Below are 22,700 nucleotides of genomic sequence, written 5' to 3' on the forward strand. Positions count from 1 at the left end.
TGTCGACCGGACGACGGAGGGCCCGTGCCATCCACCTCACGCCCCCTGCGCAAGCTGGGCTTCCTCACCATCGGGCTCTTCGACGAGGCGGATCCGCGAGGGGGTCACGAATCCACGCTGGAGATCATCGAGCTGGGCGAGCGGCTCGGCTTCGACAGCGCGTGGGTCCGCCACCGTCATCTCCAGTACGGGATCTCCTCGCCCGTCGCCGTCCTGGCGGCGGCCTCGCAGCGCACCAGCCGGATCGAGCTCGGCACGGCGGTCATCCCGCTCGGCTGGGAGAACCCGCTGCGGCTCGCGGAGGATCTGGCGACGGTCGACGTGCTGTCCGGCGGCCGCCTCAACCCGGGCGTGAGCGTGGGCCCGCCGATGCACTACGACCGGGTCAGGGAGGCCCTGTACGCCGACACGGCCGACGTCGAGGACTTCGGGTACGAGCGGGTGCGGCGGCTGCTGGACTTCGTGCGGGGCGAGCCCGCCTCCGACTTCAGCGGCACCGAGGGATTCGAGGTCTTCTCCGACCGGGTGCAGCCGCATTCCCCCGGTCTGGGCAGCCGTATGTGGTACGGCGGCGGCAGCCTGCGGTCGGCGCGGTGGGCGGGCGAGCACGGGATGAACCTCCTGACCAGCAGCGTCGTCAAGGCGGAAGGCCCCGAGGACGCGGCGGCCGGGCCACCGGACTTCGCGGAGATCCAGCTCTCCCACATCCGCGCCTTCCGGGCCCATCACCCGGACGGGGACGACGCCCGGGTCTCCCAGGGCCTGGTCGTCATCCCCACCGACTCCGCCACCCCGGCCCAGCGCGCGAAGTACGAGGAGTACGCCGCGCAGCGCACCCCGCGCACGACGGCACCGCAGGGCCCGGCGCGGCTGCTGTTCGCGCCGGACCTGGTCGGCACCTCGGCCGAGATCGCCGAACGCCTGCACGCCCACGCCGCGTTCCGCGAGGTCGACGAGGTGGCGTTCGCGCTGCCGTTCACCTTCGAGCACGAGGACTATGTGCAGATCCTCACCGACCTCGCGACCCGGCTCGGTCCGGCGCTGGGCCGGCACTCCCCGCCGGCCTGAGCGGCAGTCCGGCGTCGTGGGCGACGACCCGGTCGAGCAGGTGCAGCGGAGCGGACCGGACCCCCGCAGCCTCGGCCGCGTCCCAGTGGGCGAGGGCCCGGGGCAGGTCCACGAGGCCGTGGATCAGGGGCAGTTCGCTCGGCCGGCGGCCGGGCGCACCGAGGTGGGCGTGCAGCAGTGACTCCAGTCGGCAGGACGCCAGGGTGCCCGGGATCCCGGGCCGCAGGGCCAGGCCCGCGCTCGCCACGGCGGGCAGGTCCTCGGCCAGCCGGGTCCGTGTGGTGCCGAGGGACAACAGGCCCCCGCCGACGACCAGGACGTCCTGGTCCCGGTCCATCCGGTCCAGGGCACGCGCGGTGTCGAAGCAGTGCGGGAAGGAGTCGTCGACGACGACCGTGCCGGGGCGCAGCCGGGCGACATCCAGAAGGCGCGTCGCACCGCTGACGGCGGTGACGACGACGTCGGCGCCGTAGACGACGGCGGGGAGTGTCCGCCCCGACTCGACGACCTCGACCGGCATTCCCGGATGCTCGGACGACAGCCGCGCCGCCAGGTGCTGGAGCCGCGGGGTGCTGCCGGGCAGGTCGCACAGCAGCAGCCGGGCCGGCGGGCCGGGCGCCGTCGCCAGCAGCAGCCGCAGTGACGACAGACCGATGGAGCCGCAGCCGACGACGGCGAGGGAGACCTCGTCGAGGCGGCGGCCCGTCACCGTGAGCGCGGCGTCGACGGTCTTCACGACGGCGACGGTGGTGGACGCGTGCCCGGTGGTGACCGCCGCGCCGGTCGAGGTCTCCCGCAGCACGTCGTAGCCGTAACCCGTCAGGGACGGGATCATGCCGGCGAGCGAGACGCAGCGGGCACCCAGCCCGGCGGCGTGCTCGACGGCGCGGGCGGTGCGGGCGGCCAGGTCACCGGCCGGGGCCAGTTCGTCGGCGAAGAGCGGGAGCGCGACGAAGCCGGAGTTGCCCAACGGGGTCCCGGTCTCCTCCAGCAGCCGGGCGCGACCGTCCGGGAAGAGGAGCTCGCGGATCTGCTCACGGCCGAGGCCGGGAGCGTCGGACGGGAGTCCGGCCAGGGCGGCGAGGTGGTGCGGAGCGGGCAGGTAGCCGACGAGCGCGGCGTCCAGGCGAGAGCTCCGCCGCCTGTCCGGGCGCCGTACGGCGTCCCGCAGTTCCCGCCGCATCCCGTCGGCGAACCCGGTCACCTCGCCGGCGGTGAGGGCGTCCGCCGGGGCCCGCACGGTCACGCGCAGCCCCTCCCCGTCGGCCACCGGCCGCACGGCCAGGAAGACGTCGGTGCCCAGCGGAGGCGGGGCGAGGGCGGTGTCGGAGTCGTCGGCGTCCAGGGACAGGCCGCCGCCGTCCTCCGTGCCCAGCGAGGTGAAGTCGAGGAAGGTGAAGAAGAACTGGGCGTGGCACGGCAGTCCCGCCGACGTGCGCACCTCGCTCGGCCCTTCGGCCCGTGCCAGATCCGCCTCGGCGGCCAGCCGCCGCACGTCGTCGGCGAAGGTGTGGAGGGCGTCGTCCACGGGCGGCGCGGGGCGCAGCGCCACCGCCTCCGCGAACGGCCCGAAGACCCTGTGCGCGTCGGCCGTCGAGTCCTCGCGTCCGGTGACGGCGAGCCCGATCATCAGGTCCCGCCGGCCGGTGAGTTCCACGAGAGCCCGGTAGTAGGCGGTGAGCAGAGGGGCGTACAGGGTGCGGTGCGCTGCTCGGGCGAGTCGGCGCAGTGCGGTCGTGGTGGCGGGGTCCAGCTTGAAGCCCGCGGTGTGGAAGGCCGGTCGGTGCCGCGCCTGCGCGGGGTTCGGCCGGCGCAGGACGGGCGGGGTGTACGGCGCGCGGAGCCGTGCGCGGTACTCGTCCGCCTCCGGGCCCTGAGGGCGCTCCCGCAGGGCGGACCGGGTGACGTGGTCGCGGAAGGTGCTGCGGATCGGCGTCAGGCCGTGCGGCAGCCCGCGCAGAAGACGGTCGTAGGTGGTGAGCAGTTCGCGGGTGAGGAGGGCGGCGCTGAAGCCGTCGCCGATGAGGTGGTGGGCGTGGACGACCAGGACGTGCTCGGTCGGGGCCAGGGTGAACAGCCGCAGCCGGAGCAACGGCCAGGCCCAGGGCTCCAGTCGGCGCCTCGCCTCCTCGGCGATCCGCTGCTCCAGCAGGCCGGGATGCGAGAGCGTCTCGGTCTCCACGGGCAGGCGCAGCGAGTCCGGCAGTTCCTGCTGCACGGGCGGGCGGGCGCCCGCGGGGAAGACGGTGCGCAGCATCGGGTGCCGGGCCGTCAGTACGTCGACGGCGCGCTGGAGGACGTCGTGGCGCAGGGTCCCGCGCAGCCGGAACCTGGCGAGCCAGCCGGAGTCGGACTCGGGGGTGAGGGAGTCGGCGAGCAGGAAGCCCCGTTGGGAGGGGGTGAGGGGGTAGGGGTCCGCGAACTGCCGTGCCGGCGCGGCTTCGGGGGTGCGGGCCGCATCCGCCGTGGTGGTGTCGAGGGCCGCCGCGAGGGCGGCGAGGGTGCGATGGGTGTAGACGGTCGTCGGCCTGGGGACGGCGGGGAGTTCCTCGCGCAGGCGGGCGAAGAGTTCCAGGACCAGGATGGAGTCGCCGCCGAGTGCGAAGAAGTCGTCCTCACGGGAGACGTCCGACACCTCCAGGAGGCTGGACCAGATCCGCGCGACCACCTGCTCGGTCGGCGTGGCCGGCGGGGTCGCGGCCTGGGGCTCCGGTGCGGACGGCAGGTCGTGACCGCCGGAGCCGTCCGTGTCCGTGGTCGTCCCCGTCGTCTCCGCGTCGCCCGCAAGACGGGTGCGGTCGATCTTTCCGGTGCCGGTCAGGGGCATCGCCGCGACGGTGCGGACGCGTCCGGGCAGCATGTACGGCGGCAGCACGCGGGACAGGAAGGCGCGTACCGCTCGGGTGTCCGGATCGGCGGCGCCGGGCCGGGGTTCGACGTACGCCACCAGCCGCCCGTCGACGAGCAGGACGGCGGCGCGGGCGACGTCCGGGTGGCTGAGGAGCGCGGCCTCGACCTCGCCGAGTTCCACGCGGTGACCGCGGACCTTGACCTGGTCGTCGAGGCGGCCGAGGAACTCCAGTACGCCGTCCGGGGTCTGCCGGACCCGGTCTCCGCTGCGATACCAGCGGCGACCGTCGCGCTCCACGAAGGCGGCCGCCGTGAGCTGCGGGTCTCCGAGATAGCCCGGTGTCAGTCCGGTTCCCGCGATGAACAGTTCGCCGGCCTCACCGGGGGCGCAGGGCAGACCCTCCTCGGACACGACGGCCAGTTCGGTGCCGGCCACGGGGCGGCCGATGGGCAACTGCCGTACGTCGTCGGACGGGCGGGCGTCGATGATGTGGCAGGTGGCGTTGATGGTGGACTCGGTGGGCCCGTACAGGTTGGAGATCCGGTGCCCGGCTCCCCCGCGTCCGTCGACCAGGTCGAACCAGCGCCGTACGTGCGCGGCGGGCAGTGCCTCGCCGCCGACGTGGACCCAGCGCAGAGCCGACAGGTCCGGCGGCGTGCCGTCCCGCGCGGCGCGGGCCTCGGCGGCGGTCAGCAGCCGCTCCCAGAGCGTGGGTACCGAACTCCACACGGTGACACGGTCGTTGACGAGCCGGTCGAGGAGTGCGTCGGGGTCGCGCAGGAGGTCCCGGGAGAGGGTGTGGACGGCGGCGCCGGCCAGGAGCGGTGCCAGCACCTGGCGTACGGAGGCGTCGAAGCAGACGGACGCGGTCTGCACGAGGCGGTCGCCGGGCCCGTAGCCGAAGGTGGCCAGGGACCAGTCGAGGTAGTTGAGCATGGACCGGTGGGTGATGGGGACCGCCTTGGGGCGGCCCGTGGATCCCGAGGTGAAGATGACGTAGGCGATGGCGTCCGGGTCGGGAGGTGACGGCTCGTCGAGGGGCGGGGCGGACTGGGGGCGGCCTTCGACGGTGACGGCGGTGGTGCCGTCCAGGAGGGCGACGGTCTCACGGGTCGCCGCGTGGCAGACCACCGCGGTGACGCCGGTGCGGCTCACCTGGTCCTGGAGCCGGGTCACGGGATGGGTGGCGTCCAGGGGCACCCAGCCGGCGCCCGCCCGGAGGATGCCCACCACGCCCGTGACGGTGTCGGCGCCGGGTTCGGTGAGCAGGCCGACGAGATCGCCGGGGCGGACGCCACCGGCTCGCAGGCGGGTCGCGAGGGCGGCGGAGGCGGTGTCGAGTTCGGCGTAGGTGAGGGTGCCGTGGCCGGTGTCGACCGCGATCGCCGTCGGTGTCGCGCGGAACCGGGCGCCCAGCCGGCCGGCGATTCCTTCGCCGCCGTCGTGTTCCCGCGCGGCGGCGGGCTGCTCGGCGGCGGCCCGGAGTTCGCGTACGTACTCCCCGGCGAGGCGTTCGACGGTCTCGGGGCGGAAGAGCCGCGCGGGGTGGTTCCAGGAGAAGTGCAGGGTCTCGTCCGACTCCCAGCACAGCAGTCCCAGCCTGGTCGCGGCGGAGGCGGTGGCCGCGGCGGTCGGGGTCACGGTGACCGGCCAGTCCCGGCCGTGGCTCACGGGGAAGCGGGCGAAGCTGAAACCCGCCGCTGCGACCGTGCGGGGTGCGGGGCCGGTGGCGGGCAGCAGCGCGGCGATGTCGGGGCTGGTGAGTGTCGCGTGGGACTCCGCCTCGTGCCAGATCTGCCGCAGCCGCCGGGCCAGCACGGTCACCGGCTCGTCGGGGTCGACGGTGGCGAAGACCGGCAGGGTGTCGGCGAGCGGGCCCACCAGGCGGTCGATGCCGGGCAGCGGCGCCTCACGGCGGGCACGCGCCACGTTCACCGCGATGGCTCGCTGTCCGCCCCAACGGGCCAGGCAGCGGCCGTACACGGCGAGAAGCAGGTGGAAGAGGGAGACGTCGTGCCGGGCCGCCGTCTCGCGGAGTGCGACGGTCAGCGGCGCGTCGACGGTCGAGTGGTGGTGGGTGAGCGGTGGCGCCGGGACGGCTTCCGGGTCGCCGTCGTAGGGCAGGGCCGGGGCTGTGTGCGTCGTGGTGTGCTCGGCGATGCGGGCGCGCCAGTACCGCTGGTCCCGGGTGAAGGCGGGAGACTCGCGGTCGGTCGTGACGTGGGCCGCGTAATCGACGAAGTCGGCTCGTGGGGAGGGGAGTTCGAGGGGCCGTCCGCCGTGGGCGAGTGACGTGTAGAGCGTCCAGAGCTCCTCGCACAGGACCTTGAGGCTGAAGCCGTCCGCGGCGCTGTGGTGGATGACGAGCAGCAGGTGGGCGAGGTGCGGGTCCTGGGCGTCCTGGAGCAGAAGGGCGCGGGCCGGGTCCTCGGTGGTCAGGTCGAAGGGACGGTTGTAGAGGCGCTGTTCGAGGTCGGGCAGATCCGGGGTGTCGGCGGTCGGCTCACCCACCTCGAACCAGCGGGGAGAGCGGTCGGTGGGCTCGGCGGGGGCGGTGTACTGGCGCGGTGGTGTGCCCTGCGAGGTGACGCGCAGACGCAGCATCGGGTGGCGGGCGGCGAGGTGGGAGAGCGCCTGTCCGAGGAGGGCGGGGTCGAGGGGGCCGCGGACGGTCTGACGTATGTACCCATAGGCGGTGACGCCCTCGTAGAGCGCCTCTGTGGTGTGGAAGGCGAGTTGGAGGGGGGTGAGGGGGCGCGGGGTGGCCGCGTCCCGGGCACCGTGCCCCGGGGAGGGCGTGAGGGGTGCGGCCGCCGGCCTCTGGGTGGCCAGGTGGGCGGACAGTTCGCCGACCGTGCGGTACTCGAACAGCAGCGTCGCTGGCAGCGGCAGCCCGAGCTCCGTCTCCAGCCGGCGCGCGAGGTCGACGGCGGTGAGCGAGTCCAGGCCGAGACCGAGGAACTGCTCGTCGTCACCGATGTCCTCGGGCACGCGGCGCAGGGCGTCCACCAGGAGGCCGCGTATCAGGTCGGCTGTGCGAGGGGAGTGTTCGGCCGGGCCGGCGTCGGCCGGGAGGGGGGCGATGGACGGGAGGGAGGCCGTGGACGGGAGAGGGGCGGTGGACGGAAGGGAGGCCGTGGACGGGAGGGAGGCCGTGGGCGAGAAGGGCGTGGGGGCGGCGGCCCGGCGCACCGGGGCCGCGTCGGAACGCGGTTGTGCCGGCGCAGGGGTCTCCGCGGGCGCCACCAGCAGGTGCGCCCCGTCCATGGTCACGGCTGTCCGCAGGGCCTCGATCGCGGCCCGCGTGGTCATGGTGCTCAGGCCCCGGGCACGCAGGCGCGCGTCGGCCGATGACCCGGCGGCGAGTCCCGCGTCGGAGACGGGCCCGAACGCCACGGACCGCCAGGGCCGGCCCACCGCGCGTTCGGCGGCGGCGAAGGCGTCCAGGAAGGCGTTGGCGGCGGCGTAGTCGCCGAGCGCGCCCGCGAGTCCGGGCCGGACCGAGGAGACGGAGGAGAAGGCGACGCATACGGCCGGTTGCTGGCCGTGCCGGCGCAGCGCCTCCGCGAGCAGGACCGTGCCGCGCACCTTCGCGGCGAGCACCTGCTCGATCTCGGCGTCGGACTTGGAGCGGAGCGTGCCGGGCCGTACCGTCCCGGCGGCGTGGAAGACGCCGTCCAGGGGCGGCAGGCCCGCGAACAGCGCGTCGACGGCGGCTTCGTCGGACACGTCGGCCGCGTGGTAGCGGGCCGTCCGGGCACCTCGGGCGCGGAGTTCGGCGAGCAGGTCGTCGGGCGCGGTCCCGGAGCGTCCGGTCAGTATCAGCTCACAGGTCCCCCGGCCCGCCAGGTCACGCGCGAGCTCGGAGCCGAGTCCGCCGGCGCCTCCGGTGATCAAGTACGTGCCGTCCGTGGGCAGTTCGCCGGCCGGACCGCCCGCCGCAGCGCCGGCCGTACGGCGGAGTCGGCGCCCGGCGCGCCAGGCGACGGACGCCTCCCCGCCCGGCTCGTGGGCCGCGTACAACTCCCGTTCCAGGGCGTCGGCCCGGACGGCGATCGGGTCGCCGCAGGACAGGTCGACGCCGCGGGCGGCCAGCCCAGGGGTCTCCTCCGGCAGGGCCAGCGCGAAACCGTGCAGGAGGGACCCCGCCGGGTCCGCCCCTTCCGTGGGCGTACCGATGGCGTAGGCGTCCTCGGTGACCACCAGCAGGCGGGAGCAGTCGGCCGACAGCAGGTCGAGGACCTGACGCAGGGACGTGACGGCGGCCTTGCTCGCGGCGTCCAGGGCCGGCAGGCCACCGTCCGCGGCGGTCCCCGCGCCGCTCAGCCACACCAACGTGTCCGCCGGAGTCGTGAGTTCCCCGTGAACGGCGTCGTCCGTCAGGACGGTCACGCCCCGCTCGACCAGCCGCTCGGCCAACGCCCGCCCGAGCGCTCGGTCGCCACCCAGCAACCGCACCGCACGGGGCCCCTCGGCGGGCGTGAGCGGAGCGTCCCGCCAGTCGAGGGGACGCACCGACACCTCCGCGCCCGGCCTGCGCGGCCAGTGCCGGGTGCGCTGGAACGGGTAGGTCGGCACCGGCACTCGCGACGCCGTGGCCGCCATGGCCGTCCGGTCCAGGGCAGCGCCCCGTGCCCACAGCCGCCCGGCCGCCTCCGACAGCGCCCGCGCACCCCCCTCGTCCCCGTCACGCCCTGCCGCCGAAGCGGCTCCCGTGGACAGCACCGCCGCGTCCACGCCGGGGCGCGCACCGACGACCGTGCGGACCGCCCCGCCCAGGGTGTCGCCCGGCCCGAGTTCGAGGAAGGTGTCGTAGCCCTCGACGAGGAGCCGTTCCACGACAGCCCCGAACCGCACGGGCCGGACGGCGTGCTCCAGCCAGTAGGACGGGGTGAGGCCGGGCTGCCATTCCCCGGTGACGGTGCTCAGCATCGGGACGGCGCCCGGGCGGACCGTCAGCGCCTTCGCCGCGTCCCGCAACGGATCGAGGACCGGTGCCAGCAGCGGCGAGTGGAAGGCGTGGGAGACACGCAGCCTGCGCGAGGCCACACCGCGTCGGGTCAGCTCGGCGAGGGCCCGCTCGACGGCGTCCTCGGTGCCCGAGATCACCACCTGTCCGGGCCCGTTGACGGCGGCGACGCTCACCGAGCCGAGGAACTCGGCGACGGTGTCCTCGTCACCGCGCACGGCGGCCATGGCGCCGGGGCGGGCGAACTCACCGACCAACCGTCCGCGCTCCGCGGCGAATCCGACCGCCTCGGCGAGGCTCAGCGAGCCGGCGACACAGGCCGCCGCGATCTCGCCCACGCTGTGCCCGGCGACCGCGTCGGCGGTCACGCCCCACTGCGCCAACTGCCGCGCCAGGCCCACCCCGAACGCGACGAGCAGGGGCTGCGCGACCTCCGTCCTGGCCAACTCCCCCGGGTCCGTGCCGGGATCGAGACACCAGTCGGCGAGCGAGCGCCCGAGCACCGGGCCGCTCAGTGACGACGCCTCGTCGATGACGTCCCGGAACGCCGGCGCCGACCGGTACAGGGCGCGGCCCTGACCGGGGCGCTGAGAGCCCTGGCCGGGCAGCAGGAAAACAGTCCGTGGACGGGACGAGGCGACCGTGAAGTCGCCCGCACGGGCCGCGTCGAGGCGCTCGGCGAGGTCACCGTCGGCGACCACGGCGAGCCGGTGCGGGCCGTCGTCGCGGGCGGTGTTCACGCAGGCGCAGACATCGGCCTCCCGCAGATCCGGATGCCGGCGCACAAACGCGGCGAGGTCGGCGGTGGCCGCGCGCAGGGCGTCGGCGCTGCGGGCCGACAGCGTGAGGAGGTGAGGACCTGCGGAGCCGGGGGTGGGGGCGGCGGTTCGTGCGGGCCCCTCTTCCAGGACCGCGTGGGCGTTGGTGCCGCCGAGGGCGGGGGCGGGGGTGACGGGCCGTGCGGGCGCCTCCTCCAGGACCGCGTGCGCGTTGGTGCCGCCGAAGCCGAGGGCGGGGGCGGGGGCGCCGGGGTGCGCGGGCGCCTCCTCCAGGACCGCGTGGGCCTTGGTGCCGCCGAAGCCGAGGGCGGGGGCGACGGGGTGCGCGGGCGCCTCCTCCAGGACCGCGTGCGCGTTGGTGCCGCCGAAGCCGAAGGCGTTGACGCCCGCGACCAGGGGGCCGGGGGCCCGCCATTGCCGAGTCCCGGTGGCGAACTGGAAGCCGGGGGCGACGCGTTCCAGGTAGGACGCGGTCGGGGTGCTGTGCGGTGTGGGCGGGACCTGCCGGTGCTGGAGTGCCAGGACCGTCTTGACCAGGCCGGGCATGCCGGCGGCGTTGAGCAGATGCCCGATGTTGGCCTTGACCGAGCCGAGCAGGCGCGGTGTCCCGTCCGTGCGGGGCGGGAAGGCGTGGCCGAGCGACTGGGCCTCGACGGGGTCACCGATGGGCGTGCCGGTTCCGTGCGCCTCGACGTACGTCACCGCGTCGGGGTCGACGCCGCACTCCTCGTACGCCTGGGTGATGACCTCGCGCTGGGTGCGCGGGTTGGGGGCCAGCAGGCTGAGCGAGCGGCCGTCGTTGTTGACCGCCGTCCCCCGGACCAGCGCGAGGACCGGGTCGCCGGACCGCCGGGCGTCGTCGAGGCGGGCGAGCACGAGGACCGCGCCGCCCTCGCCGGGCACGATCCCGTCGGCGGTGGCGCCGAAGGGCCGGCTGCCGCCCGTCGGGGACAGGGCGCCCGCGCGGGCGAGCAGTCGGTGACCGGTCGGCGTGAGCGCGAGGTGGACGCCACCGACCACGGCGACGTCGCACTCACCGCTCTGGAGACTGCGCCGGGCCAGGTGCAGCGCCACCAGCGCCGAGGAACAGGCGGTGTCGACGGCCAGGGCCGGACCGTCGAGGTCGAGTGCCTGGGACAGGCGGGCGGCGATCAGGTTGGGCAGGTTGCCGGTGAGGGCGCCTGGATGGGCTGTCAGATCGCCGTCGGCGGTCCAGGCGAGGATTTCGCGGTATCCGCTGTCCCCCACGGCGGCGAAGACACCGACCTTGCGGCCCTCGCGCCGCGCGCCCGCGTACCCGGCGCGCTCCAGCGCCTCGTGGGCCAGCTCCAGGAAGATCCGCGCCTGCGGGTCGGTGGCGCGGGCCTCCTCGTCGTCCATCCCGAAGAAGGCGGCGTCGAAGCCCGCGGGTTCGGGGAGGAAGGAGCCGTGGAAGCCGGGGTCGCCGACCGGCCCGTCGGTCCAGCGGTCGTCGGGTACGGCCGTCACCGTGTCGCGGCCGGAGACCAGCAACTCCCAGAAGGCTTCCGGCGTTTCAGCACCGGGGAAGCGACAGGCCATGCCGAGTACGGCCAGTGGCCCCTTCCCGGCACCGCCCTCGCTCGACGGCTTCCCGGCGCCGCCCGTCAGCCGTTCGGACGTGGCCGGCCGGTCGAGCACATGGCCGGCGAGGGCGGCCACGGTGGCGTGGTCGCGCAGCGCGCGGGGCTCCACGGTGACGGCGAAGGCGTCCTCGATCCCGGCGAGCACCTCCATCGCCTTGAGGGAGGAACCTCCGAGGGCGAAGAAGGGGGCGTCCCGGTCGATGTCCGCCGGAGAAAGGCCGAGAGTTTGTGCCCAGATCAGCCGGATCGTTTCCTCGACCTCGCGCCGCGAGCGCGGCCGGCGACCTTCCGCCCGCGTCCCGGCCGACGACGGCGCCGGCGTCTCATCCGGCAGCGCAGGCGTCTCGGCAGACGGCACAGGCACCTCGGCCGACTTCACAGGCAACTCAGCAGACTGCACAGGCGCCTCGGCAGACTGCACAGGGGATCCGGCAACCGACACAGCGGATTCGGCAACCGGCACAGACGACGCGGCAAACCGCCGGCCCTCCATCTCCCCGACCGCCGCCTTCCCCCCGACCGCCGCCCTCCGCCCGACCGCCGCCCTCCGCCCGACCGCCGCCTTCTCCCGCCCCGCCGCCAACCGCTCCTCGACCGCCGCGTAGGCGCCCGCCTCGAACCGCTCCCGCATCAGCGCTCGCCGCAGCTTGCCGCTCGTGGTGCGGGCAAACGCGCCCGGCGGCAGGGGAAGCACGCGTACGTCGTCGTGGCCCAAGGTCTCGCGGACGCGTGCCGTCGCCGCGTCCAGCACCGGAAGTGCCGCGGCCAGGGCGGGCCGTGCCCATTGCACGAACACCACGACCCGGTCGCCGCCGGTGTCCGGATCGGGGGACCCGATCGCCGCGACCGTCCCCTGCGGAAGGCCGGGGGTGGCGGCGGCCGTCTCCTCCAGGTCGGGCGCGTGGAAGGTGCGGCCACCGGCGAAGACGACGTCCTTGTGGCGGCCGGTGACGCAGAGCCGGCCGTCGTTCAGGAATCCGAGGTCGCCGGTGCGCAGCCAGCCCTCGGAGAACGCGTCCGCCCCGGGGACCTGGTGGTAGCCGCGTGCCACCTGTGGTCCGCGTACCTCGACATGCCCGACCCGCCGCTCTCCGAGCGGGCCTCCCGCACCGTCGGTGACACGGACCTCGCAGTGAGGCACAGGACGGCCTACGTCCATGAACTCGACGGAATCCGGGCCGGGCTCCGCGAGGACGGCCCGCCCCCGGCTGAGCGCGGTGCGGTCCAGGCGCAGGGGCGCGGCGACCTCCCCCAGCGGGGGAACCGTCACGGCCAGCGTGGCCTCGGCCAGCCCGTACACGGGCAGCATGGCCGTGGCGTCCAGCCCCGCGGCACCGGCCCTGGCGGTGAACTCCCGCCACACGCGCGGCGCGATCGGCTCGGCCCCGACCAGCATCAGGCGTACGGGACTCAGGTCCAGAGCGGCCCACACCCTGTCCGGCACCCTTCGTACCGTCAGCGCCAGCGCGAAGTTCGCCGCCGACAGCAGAGTCGCGCGGTGCCGCGCCACCGTCTGCAGCCACAGGGCAGGGCGCTTGGCGAAGGTCAGCGGTTCGAGCCGTATCTGCTTCAGGCCGTACGCCATGGGGACGAGGTGGGTGCCGATGAGGCCCATGTCGTGGAAGTACGGCATCCAGGTGGCCACGACGTCGTCGGAGGTGATCGCCATGGCGGTGCGGATCTGACGGAGGTTGGCGAGGACGGCCTCGTGGGTGAGTTCCACGCCCTTGGGAGCGCCGGTGCTGCCGGAGGAGAACTGGAGGAACGCGAGGTCGTGCGGGGCCCGTGACGGCAGCTCGCGCGCCGGGCGGGCCGTGCGCAACTCGCTCAGCCGCAGGACGCGTACCGGTCCCGGGAACTCGGCGCACACCTCCTCGCTGGTGTCGTCCACCAGGACGGCGGGGCCGCCGAGGAACTCCCACACCGGTCCGGCGCGTCGCGCCTCCGGGGCCAGCGGCACGGGCACGAGGCCGGCCGCGAGCGCGCCCCAGAACAGCGCCTGGAAGGAGTCGCCCGCGCCCGCGAGGAGGGGGACGGGGGTCCCCGGTTCCAGTCCCGCCGCGCGCAGGCCGCCCGCCACGCGCAGCGCGTCGTCACGGAGTTCCGCGAAGGTCACGGTGTGTTCCGTGCCGTCCCCGCGGACATGTACGACGACCTGACCGGGCGTGTCCTCGGCGGCGTTCATCAGGACGTCGAGGAGCGTGACGGGGGTACGGGGCCCGGGAGTCGGCATGCGCTTCCTTCCTCGTCGCACGGGGCGGGGCCCACGGGCGCGCTCCCGCCGGCGTCGGGTACCCGGCGGGAGCCTTGTCGATCATTCACCTGTACGACGACGAGTTCCGTCCGTCGGTTCACCGGCGAAGGTATCGATCGTCCACGTGAGGGGGCTCCGCCGCCTCGGCCGCCCTGGATCGGGGGTGCGGTGGCCCAGGGGGCGGAGGGGGTGCGCTCAACGCCGGCACCGTTGCGCGGGCACGGCATTGCTCCTGATCGGTGTCCTGGTTCATCCGATGAGGCGAGAATCTGCGTAATGGTCACCTAGTGGCACGTATCGGGCTTCTAGGGTGCGGGGGTGATCACCCCCGCGCCTTCCGCCCAGAAGCAGTCCTCTGCCCCGACACCGCACCCGCCCCCCGGCACCCGGCCGTTCGGCGGTGCGTACCCGTCTGCCGGTGCCGAGAGCTGGTATCTGACCGGACATCTGCGGGACGAGGACGACGCGGAGCACTCCTGGGCGGTCGGCCTGCTGCGGCACCGCGACACGGACGATCCGGCGGCCGGGCCCGGCCATCGCCTGTACGTCCTGCACCGTGGCCCGGACGGCATGTCGTACGGCACCTGGATCACACCGGCCGCGCTGCGGGCGCTCCGCCGCACGATCGACTCCGACGAACTGCTCGACCCACGCGTCCGCAAGGCGTTGTCCGAGGCTCTGGCGCAGGGCCCGATGCTGCCCGACCGGCTGCTTCCGGAGCCGGTGACCGAGTCGGCCGACGGACTCGACATCCGCGTGGGAGAGGTGGCGAGCCTGCGTCGCGAGGACGACGGGAGCTTCCGGCTGGCCTTCCGGGAGGAGGCGGGCTTCGAGCTGCTCCTGACGCCGGTGAAGCCGGCCGCGGCGGAGACCGAGGGCGCCGGCGAGGACGACGCCGACGGGTTCGCGTCACTGTTCCTGCCCCGGCTGGACGTGGTCGGCACCCTGCGTACCCGCGAGGGAGCGACGAAGCGGGTGGCGGGGCAGGCCTGGTTCCAGCACGGTCGGCAGGCGGGCCACGACGCCGGCGCGCAGACACCGGTTCCTGCGGGGCACACCTGGACGTGGACGGGCCTGCACCTGGACAACGGCTGGGAGATCAGCGCGACCGCCCAGGTCCCCGAGTCCACGGACACCGCGCCCGGGGTGCTCGCCCGCGCGACCGCCGTCGCCCCGGACGGCGCCGTCAGCCATCACGAGATGTCCTGGGAGCCCCTGCGTCACTGGACCTCGCTGGCCACGCTCAACGCCTACCCGACCGCGGTACGGCTGAGCGTGCCCGCCCTCGGCCTTCTTCTGGACGTCACCGCTCCCCCGACCCCGCACGAGGTCCGTACGTTCATCGTCGGCAGGGCCTTCTGGGAGAGCCCGGCGACCGCGCGCGGCACCATGGGCGGCCTGCCCGCCACGGGAACGGCCGTGCTGCGGACCATTCCGAACAACACCATCGACGACATCGAGGGCTATATGCGCCGGGGGCACGGCATCGCCCGTGCCGAGGCCGCCGCCGTCTATCCGGACACCGCGCAGGACGTCGCCGGCGTCGACCTGCTGGCGGGCACGCACGACGGAACGCGGCTCGACGCCACCGCCCACGCCCGGCTCCACCAGGCCCTCGCCGCGCCGGTGCTGCACCTGCTGAACAAGCCCGGACGCTCCTGGCGCGCCTATGTCGCCGGCAGCGTCCTGTGCCTGCTGGACACCGACCCCGAGCCCTACCGCCCGCTCACCGCCGCCACCGAGATCCTCCACACCTCGGCCCTGGTCATCGACGACGTCCAGGACGGCTCGACCACCCGGCGCGGACTGCCCAGCGTCCACGAGGTGTTCGGCACGGCCGCCGCGATCACCGCCGGCACGCTCGGCTACTACACCTTCGACCCGCTGCTGCAGCGCGTCCCCCAGGCCGACGCGGCCACCATGCTGCGCGTCTACCAGCTGTATCTGCGGGCGATGCGGGCCGCGCACGCCGGGCAGGCCCTCGACCTCGCCGGGCATCACGCCACGTTCGACGAGGCCGTCGAGTCCGGCGACCCCACGGCCCTGCTGGAGCAGATCCGCACCACGCACCGCCTCAAGACCGGCATGCTCGTCCGCAGCACCGCCGAGGTCGCCGCCATCCTGGGCGGCGCCGACGAGGCCCAACTCGCCGCGATCTGCGACTACTTCGAGAACGTCGGGCTCGCCTACCAGATCAGCGACGACGTCGCCGACCTGTACGGCATGGCCACGCCCGCCGCGTACCGGCAGGGGGTCGTCGTCCGTACGCCCGCCCTCGACCTGATCAACGGGACGGTCACCTACCCGGTGGCCCACGCCGTCGGGCTTCTCGACGCGCACGAACGCCGACGGCTGCACCGGGCCCTGCGGGTCCGCTCGGAGGCCGATGTCGCGGACGCCGCCGAGCTGTTGATGTCGTGCGGCGCGCTCACCGTGTGTCTGGGGGAGGCGCGCGGCATGGTGGACCGTACCTGGGAGGTTCTCGATCCGCTGCTGCCGCACACGCCTCACAAGGCGATGGCGCGCGCCCTCGGCTGGTACGCCGCCCAGCGCGGCCCCGAGAACGACCACGTCCCGGGTTAGCCGGAGCACAGTTCCAGGTATCCCGCGACCGGCCCTAGGGTGAGCAATCCGCTTCCCGCGCCCGCCAGTTCGCTCGCGGCCGGAGTGAGGGCGGCATGCGCGCGGGCCATGATCCGCCGGTCGTCGAGAGAGGCCGCTGCCCGCGCGGTGAGGCACCACAGGGCCTCCTGGAGGAGGTCGCGGGGTGGTGCGGGCGTGGCGTTCAGGGCGTGGGCGGCCTCGTTGCGCCGACCGCGTTCGAGCAGGAGCAGGGGGTGCGCCCAGGGGGCGTAGGGTCCCCAGTCCGTGCGGGCGTCGAAGTCCAGCGGCAGAGAGTGCCGCAGGCGCAGGCAGAGCAGGGCGAGCGGGAGCAGGCCGTGGGCCAGGCCCGGCATGCCCGCGCCGTTCAGCAGGGCGGCCGCATCCCGGTAGGACGCCTCCGCCTCGGTCGCCGGTGCCTGCCCGGCGGCGTCCAGTCTCAGGGCGGCGTACCAGCGGGTGAACACGCCCACGAGCGGCAGTTCGTGCCGCGCTGCCAGGGCGTCGGCCGCGACGGCGTGGTGGTCGGCGGTGGTGAAGTCGCCGAGGGCGCTGCGGGCCTGGATGCGGACGAGGTGCCCGAGGGTCTCGAACGTGGACAGGCCATGGCGGGCAGAGAGCGCGATCAGTTCGGCGCCGATCGCGTCACGGCGCGGCGCCAGGCCGGTGCGGTCGAAGCACTGCATGAAGCCGGCGTTGAGGGCGAACGCCAGCAGGGCCGGGTCCTCCAGCCGGCGTGCGATCTCCTCGGCCTGGCGGGCGGCCTGTGGGCCACGGGCGAGCCGGGTGCCACGCGACTCCAGGGCGATGGTGGCGAGCAGCCGGGCCCGGTCCGCCTCGTGCGCGACGGCTGTGGCCGGGTGTCGCGGCGAGGCCGCCGACAGCGCGGACCGGCCCGGCGGGATCGGGGACCTGGCGGACGACGGGGAGGTGAGGGCGATGAGCGTGCGCTCGGCGGCTGCGACGACCTGCGCCGCCTGTTCCGGGTCGTCGAGGCGGGTCCAGATCGCCGGGACGTCGTAGGCGCCGATGACCCGGGCGGTCAGTTCGGGGTCGCCCAGCTCCTCGGCGGCGGCGACGGCGGCGACCCGGTGTTCGCGGGCGGCCGGCAGCCCGCTGCCGCCGGTCACCGCGAGGTTGCGCAACAGACCGGCCGTGGACTCCAGGCGGGCGCGGGCGTCGGGTGCCACGGCGCGGTCGTAGGCGGCGGCGACCTGCTCCCAGACCCGGCCGGCGGGGTTGTCCGATGGCCGGACGTCGCCGGTCCGCGGAATCCCGTCGGTCCGGGCGGGGCGACCGGGCCGGGCGAATTCACCCGCCCCGGCAGGGCGCCCGCCCCGCGCACGATGATCGTCCCGCAGAGGATGATCGCCCCGCACCCGCTCGCCGTCCTTCACACGCTCGCCGTCCTCCACACGATGATCGCCCCGCACGCGATCGTCGTCCCCCACACGGCGCTCGCCCCGCACACGCTCGTCGTCCCCCACACGGCGATCACCCCACACACGCTCATCGCCCCCCACACGGCGATCACCTCGCACGCGAGAGTCGCCCCGGTCGGATCGTCGGCCCGGTACGAGATGGTCCGCCTGCTGGAGGATGTCCTCCTCCAGCGCCCGCAGGCCGGGCCCCGGATCGATCCCGAGCTGATCGGCGAGCAGTGTCCGCGCGCCGCGCAGCACCTCCAGCGCGTCCGCCTGGCGGCCCGTGCGGTACAGGGCCAGGGCGAGCAGGCGCCAGGCGTTCTCCCGCCACGGGTGCTCGGCACCGTGCGCCCTCAGGTCGGCCGCGGCCCGGTCGGCCTGGCCGAGGGACATCAGCGCCTCGGCGCGCAGTTCCACGGCGTGCAGCCGCAGTTCGGTCAGGCGGCGGCTGTCGGCCCGGGCCCATGGCTGTTCCGGGAACTCCGCGTAGGCGGGACCGCGCCACCAGCCGAGCGACTCATCCAGCCGTGCGGTCGTCCGCTCGGGCGACAACTCGGCCGCGTCGGTGACCGCCCGCTCGAACCGCCAGGCGTCGACCGCGTCCGTGGGGACCCGCAGGGCGTAGCCGGGTCCCTCGGTGACCAGCAGCCGGGCAGGGGTGCGCGGCGGGCGGTCGGGTTCGAGGGCGCGGCGCAGGGCGGCGACGAAGGTGCGCAGCGCCCCCACGGCGTCGGCGGGCGGATCGGTCCAGAGGTCCTCGACCAGATGGGCGACGGGCACCACGCGGCCCCGGGCGACGATCAGCCGTGCCAGCACCGAGCGGTGCCGGGGCCCCTTCAGAGCGATCGGGTTCCCGTCCGCGTCCCAGGCGGTCACCGGTCCGAGGACGCCCAGGCCGGGGCCCCCTTCTGCGAGGCTCACGTCCGCCACCGCCCTCCGTCGCCGTCATGTCGCGCTCACGGTCGCCGCCACGACGGGCGATCCGCGGAGGTTCCACGATAGGTCGCCCCGGCTCGCGGCGATCATGTCGGCCGTGCGATGAACTGTCGCGTCTCCGCCCGCGTCTTCCCCGGTGACCACGACACTCACAGGAGTACGAACCATGGCCGACAACGGCGTTGAGCGGACCGAAGAGCGCAACCACACCTCGGAGCCCTGGTGGGCCGGACTGGGAACCCGGGGGGCCGTGACGCTGATCGTCCTGGGGGTGCTCGCGGCGGCGTGGACCGTGGCGGCTCCGGCGATGGGGCTGGGAGGGCTGCCGCTCACCCCGGACAACCTGGCGACCGGCGTCTACCAGGCCGCCAAGGTCGTCGCCGTCGGTGCGGTGATCCTGGTGGGCGCGGCGCTGACCCGTCGGCGCGCCGAGGCGCCGGCCGCGCCCGAGCGGGACTGACCGCACCGGACGGGGCAGGGCCGTGGGCCCGGAGCGACCCGGGCCCGCCGCTGCTCATTCGTTGCTCATCGGGCCCCGGGAGGATCGGAGGACAAGATCCCGTCCGCCCGGAAGGAACCGAGCCGCTGTGCCCCCTGCCATCCCCGGATTCGCCCATCACCGCGTCCCCGTCGCCGACGGAGTCCGCCTGCACACGGCCGTCGGCGGCTCCGGCCCGCCCGTCGTCCTGCTGCACGGCTTTCCACAGACCCACCTGATGTGGCGGCATGTGGCCGCCGACCTCGCCGTCGACCACACGGTGATCTGCCCGGACCTGCGCGGCTACGGTGCCAGCGACAAGCCGGCCGAGACCGACGGCAGCGGGTACGCCAAGCGGACGATGGCCGCGGACATCGTGGCGCTGGCCCATGCGCTCGGACACGAGCGCTTCGCCCTGGCCGGGCACGACCGGGGCGCGCTGGTGGCCTTCCGGGCCGCGCTCGACCACCCCGGGGCCGTGTCGCACCTGGCGTGTCTCGACGTGCTGCCGACCCTGGACATGTGGGAGGTCATGCACGGCGTCACCGCGGCCGTGGGTTTCCATCTCTATCTGATGGCCCAGCCGCCCGGCCTGCCCGAGCGCATGATCGGTGCGGCGCCGGACGACTTCTTCGGCCACTTCCTCGACGTCTGGACGAACGACCGGCGTGCCGTCCCGGACGACGTGCGCGCCGCCTACCTCAGGGCCTGCCGCGAGGCGGTGCCCTCGATCGTCGCGGACTACCGGGCCTCCGCCGGCATCGACATCGAGCACGACCGGGCCGACCGGGAGGCGGGCAGCACCCTGCGGATGCCGGTCACTGTGCTGCAGCAGGACTGGGGCGCGGCGCTCGGCTTCGACGCCGCCGGGCTGTGGCGCGTCTGGGCACCCGATGTGCGGCACGCCACCGTCACCTGCGGCCACTTCATGGCCGAGGAGGCACCGGACGACATCGCGAAGGCGCTGCGCGAACTGCTCGCCCGCTGACCAGGGCACGGCATGGGCGCCCTACCAGCGCCCCGGCTCGGTCCCGACGATCGGCTCCGACGGCTTGCCGTCCACGCCCACCGGTACGTCCCCGGTGAGCATGACGCGGTGCATGATCCGGGGGAAGTCGAGGTGGGCGTTGTCGCCGGGGGCCAGGTGGATGGTGGCCCGGTTGTCCCAGAAGGCCACGCTGCCGGGCTCCCAGCGGAAGCGGACGGTGTACTCGGGTCGCACCGCCTGCTGCAGCAGCAGCTCCAGGACCGCGCTGCTCTCGGGCCGTGAGAGGCCGGCGATCTGCTCGACGTAGTAGCCGTTGACGTAGAGCACGCGCTCGCCCGTCTCCGGATGGACGCGGACCAGGGGGTGCAGCGAGGCGACCTGACGGTCGAGCAGATGGCGAACGTAGGCGTCGTCGCCGGGCCGGGGCTGGTAGCCGACGCCGAGGCGGTGCTCGGCACGGAGGCCGTCCACGAACTCCCGTACCGGGCCGGACAGTCCGGCGTAGGCGGCGGCCAGGTTGGACCAGGTCGTGTCGCCGCCGTACGGGGGTACGGTCTCGGCGCGCAGGATCGTCGCGGCGGGCGGGTCGACGCGGGCTCCGTGGTCGCAGTGCCAGCCGCGCAGCAGGGTGTGCCGGCGCCGCCGCAGCCACTCGTCGTGCTCCATGCCGAACTTGCCGCCCAGTTCGAGCCGGTCGGCGGTCGTCTCGACCTCGGGGAAGTCCGCCGGGGACGCGCTCCCCCGCTTGCGCAGGACGACCGGCTCCCCGAACCGCCGCGCGAACGCCACATGCCCGGCGTGGTCCAGCCGTTGCCCCCGGAAGAACACGACCTTCCAGCGCAGCACCGCCGCCCGGATCGCGGCGATCACGTCGTCGGCCATCTCACCGGCCAGGTCGACGCCCTCGATCTCGGCGCCGATGTGCCCGGCGACCGGGTTCACCTCGATCCCCGCGGCCTGCTCCGCCCTGTCCGCGGTGGCCCTGTCCCTCGTCATCCGCACGCTCCGTCGGTCGTCCGGACCGGCTCCGGTGCGAGCCGGTCCAGGAAGATCGTGACAGCGTTCGGCGGGCGTGGCGACAGGGCCTCGGCGGACGGGCACCGCGGCAGCCGTCACCACCGTGTCACAGCGCGAACTCCCGTATCACCACGTCCCGGAAGACCGCCGTGCCGTCGATCGAGAACAGGGCGAGCCCGGTGTCGATCAGATACGGGAAGACCTCCGAGGAGTGCGTGTACCGGCCGTCGTCCACGAACATCTCGACGGACGTGCGGTCCACCAGGACGCGCAGCCGCACCCTGCGGGCGGCCGGGTCGAAGGGGCTGTGGCTCTCCTGCCACCGTCCGGACACGTCCGGGTTCACCGTCGGGCGGCGGTTCAGGAAGGCGTAGTCGCCGTAGATCCCGGCGTCGACGTGGCGGCCGCCGTCGGGGGAACGGCGCAGCTGGAATCCGGCGCCCCTCAGTTGGTCCCAGGTGATCTCGCAGGTGACCTCGTAGGCGGTGCCCCGGTATCCGAGCAGCCGGGTCCCGGTGACGTCCAGGTCGCCGAGGCGCACCGTGCGCGAGACGTGGTCGTCCAGCGCGGCGACCGGCTGGGAGGCCAGGTAGTACGTTCCGGAGGCGGAGCGTTTCAGGGTGATCTGCCGGACGATCGAGTCGGTGCCGTTGAAGCCGTCGCAGTCGATGGTGGGCGTGATGTCGGCGTAGTCCCAGTTGTTGAGCCAGCCCATCGCGTAGCGGACGGAGGGGTCGACGGAGCCGTCGGCGCGGTGCTTCTCGAAGGTGACGGCCGCGTACCAGTCCCAGCCGTGGTCGAGCCACTGCGGGTCGTCGGCGTCGGCGGTGAAGGCGGTGCCGTCGAAGGAGCCGGTCCAGTAGGCGTAGGTGTTCGGCAGTCCGGACCCCTTGCCGTTCGCGCTCACGCCGAGCACCCACTTCACGGTGCCGTCGTCGGCGGTGACACGGAACAGGTCCGGGCACTCCAGGACGCCGATGCCGCCCTTGACGAAGCCGGAGGCGTACCGCCAGGACTTCAGGTCGGCGGAGTGGTAGAAGCCCACCTTGTCGTTCTCGGCGAGTGTCATCACCCACCGTCCGCGCTCCTCGTCGCGGATCACCTTCGGGTCCCGGAAGTCCCGCACTCCGGGGTTCGGCAGCACGGGCTCGGTGCCGTGGCCGCTGAAGGTGCGGCCACCGTCGGTCGAGTAGTACAGGTACTGCGCCTGCGTCACCTCGTCCGGCGCCATCGTGACGAGGACGATCACCGCGCCCGCGCCGAAGCCCGCGGTGTTCTCGGTGTCGATCACCGCCGAGCCCGACCAGACGTCGCCGTTGGGGATGGTGTCCTTCGGTACGGCGACCCCCCGGTCCCGGAAGGTGACCAGGTCGGTCGTGCCGGCCAGGCGCCAGGCCGTGCCCGCGGTGGTTCCCCCGGTGAAGTAGTCCGGGTTGTACAGGTAGTAGTAGCGGTACTCGCCGTCGATCCAGATCGGGCGCTGCGGGTCGTTCTTCCACTGGTCGGGGACCGTGAAGTGGTACTCGGCCCGGTAGCTCGCGCAGGTGGCGGCTGCTTTCCGGGGCTTCGCGGCGGCCGGGGACGCGGTCGGCAGCAGCGCGGCCGAGGCCCCCACGGCCGAGCCGGCGAGCAGGGCTCTCCTGGTCATCGCGGGCATTACACATCGTTCCTCTCGTCGGACGCGACAGGGCGTCGGGAGGCGGCTCATGTGGACCAGGACTGTGCGACCTA

The 22,700-nt window shown here is 74.4% G+C and carries 8 protein-coding genes; 4 read left to right on the plus strand and 4 right to left on the minus strand.

The window, feature by feature from the left end; translation table 11 throughout:
• Nucleotides 1-24 precede the first annotated feature (24 nt).
• Nucleotides 25-1,068 carry an LLM class flavin-dependent oxidoreductase gene (locus ACGFW6_RS09115; RefSeq protein ID WP_393506253.1) on the plus strand — a complete coding sequence of 348 codons (1,044 nt, stop codon included), beginning with the start codon at nt 25-27 and terminating at the stop codon, nt 1,066-1,068.
• Here the strand turns inward: ACGFW6_RS09115 and ACGFW6_RS09120 are convergent.
• Nucleotides 1,010-13,504, minus strand: coding sequence for an amino acid adenylation domain-containing protein (locus tag ACGFW6_RS09120; protein WP_393506255.1), 12,495 nt, complete (start codon nt 13,502-13,504; stop codon nt 1,010-1,012). The genes ACGFW6_RS09115 and ACGFW6_RS09120 overlap by 59 nt on opposite strands.
• A 339-nt stretch (nt 13,505-13,843) precedes the next feature.
• On the opposite strand from ACGFW6_RS09120, the gene ACGFW6_RS09125 reads away from it, so the two are divergent.
• Nucleotides 13,844-16,108 (plus strand): polyprenyl synthetase family protein, encoded by a 2,265-nt coding sequence (locus ACGFW6_RS09125; protein ID WP_393506257.1) that lies wholly within the window; start codon nt 13,844-13,846, stop codon nt 16,106-16,108.
• Here the strand turns inward: ACGFW6_RS09125 and ACGFW6_RS09130 are convergent.
• Entirely contained in the window at nt 16,105-18,471 is a 2,367-nt protein-coding gene (locus ACGFW6_RS09130; protein ID WP_393506259.1) for a BTAD domain-containing putative transcriptional regulator, read from the minus strand. The two genes, ACGFW6_RS09125 and ACGFW6_RS09130, sit on opposite strands and share 4 nt — an antisense overlap.
• Before the next feature lie 181 nt (nt 18,472-18,652).
• On the opposite strand from ACGFW6_RS09130, the gene ACGFW6_RS09135 reads away from it, so the two are divergent.
• Both ACGFW6_RS09135 and ACGFW6_RS09140 read left to right on the plus strand, forming a co-directional pair.
• Nucleotides 18,653-18,946, plus strand: a complete 294-nt coding sequence (locus tag ACGFW6_RS09135) for a hypothetical protein (RefSeq protein ID WP_393506261.1) — start codon at nt 18,653-18,655, stop codon at nt 18,944-18,946.
• A 127-nt stretch (nt 18,947-19,073) separates the two neighbouring features.
• Nucleotides 19,074-19,952 carry an alpha/beta fold hydrolase gene (locus tag ACGFW6_RS09140; RefSeq protein ID WP_393506263.1) on the plus strand — a complete coding sequence of 293 codons (879 nt, stop codon included), beginning with the start codon at nt 19,074-19,076 and terminating at the stop codon, nt 19,950-19,952.
• A 21-nt stretch (nt 19,953-19,973) separates the two neighbouring features.
• On the opposite strand, the gene ACGFW6_RS09145 is transcribed toward ACGFW6_RS09140, so the two are convergent.
• On the minus strand, nt 19,974-20,948 hold the full coding sequence (locus tag ACGFW6_RS09145) for a TauD/TfdA dioxygenase family protein (RefSeq protein WP_393506265.1): 975 nt from the start codon (nt 20,946-20,948) through the stop codon (nt 19,974-19,976).
• A 127-nt stretch (nt 20,949-21,075) separates the two neighbouring features.
• Nucleotides 21,076-22,626 carry a glycoside hydrolase family 32 protein gene (locus ACGFW6_RS09150; protein ID WP_393506267.1) on the minus strand — a complete coding sequence of 517 codons (1,551 nt, stop codon included), beginning with the start codon at nt 22,624-22,626 and terminating at the stop codon, nt 21,076-21,078.
• Between the last annotated feature and the right edge of the window lie 74 nt (nt 22,627-22,700).

Origin of the sequence: Streptomyces sp. Y7 (assembly GCF_043195415.1) — a bacterium.
Classification (GTDB): Bacteria; Actinomycetota; Actinomycetes; order Streptomycetales; family Streptomycetaceae; genus Streptomyces.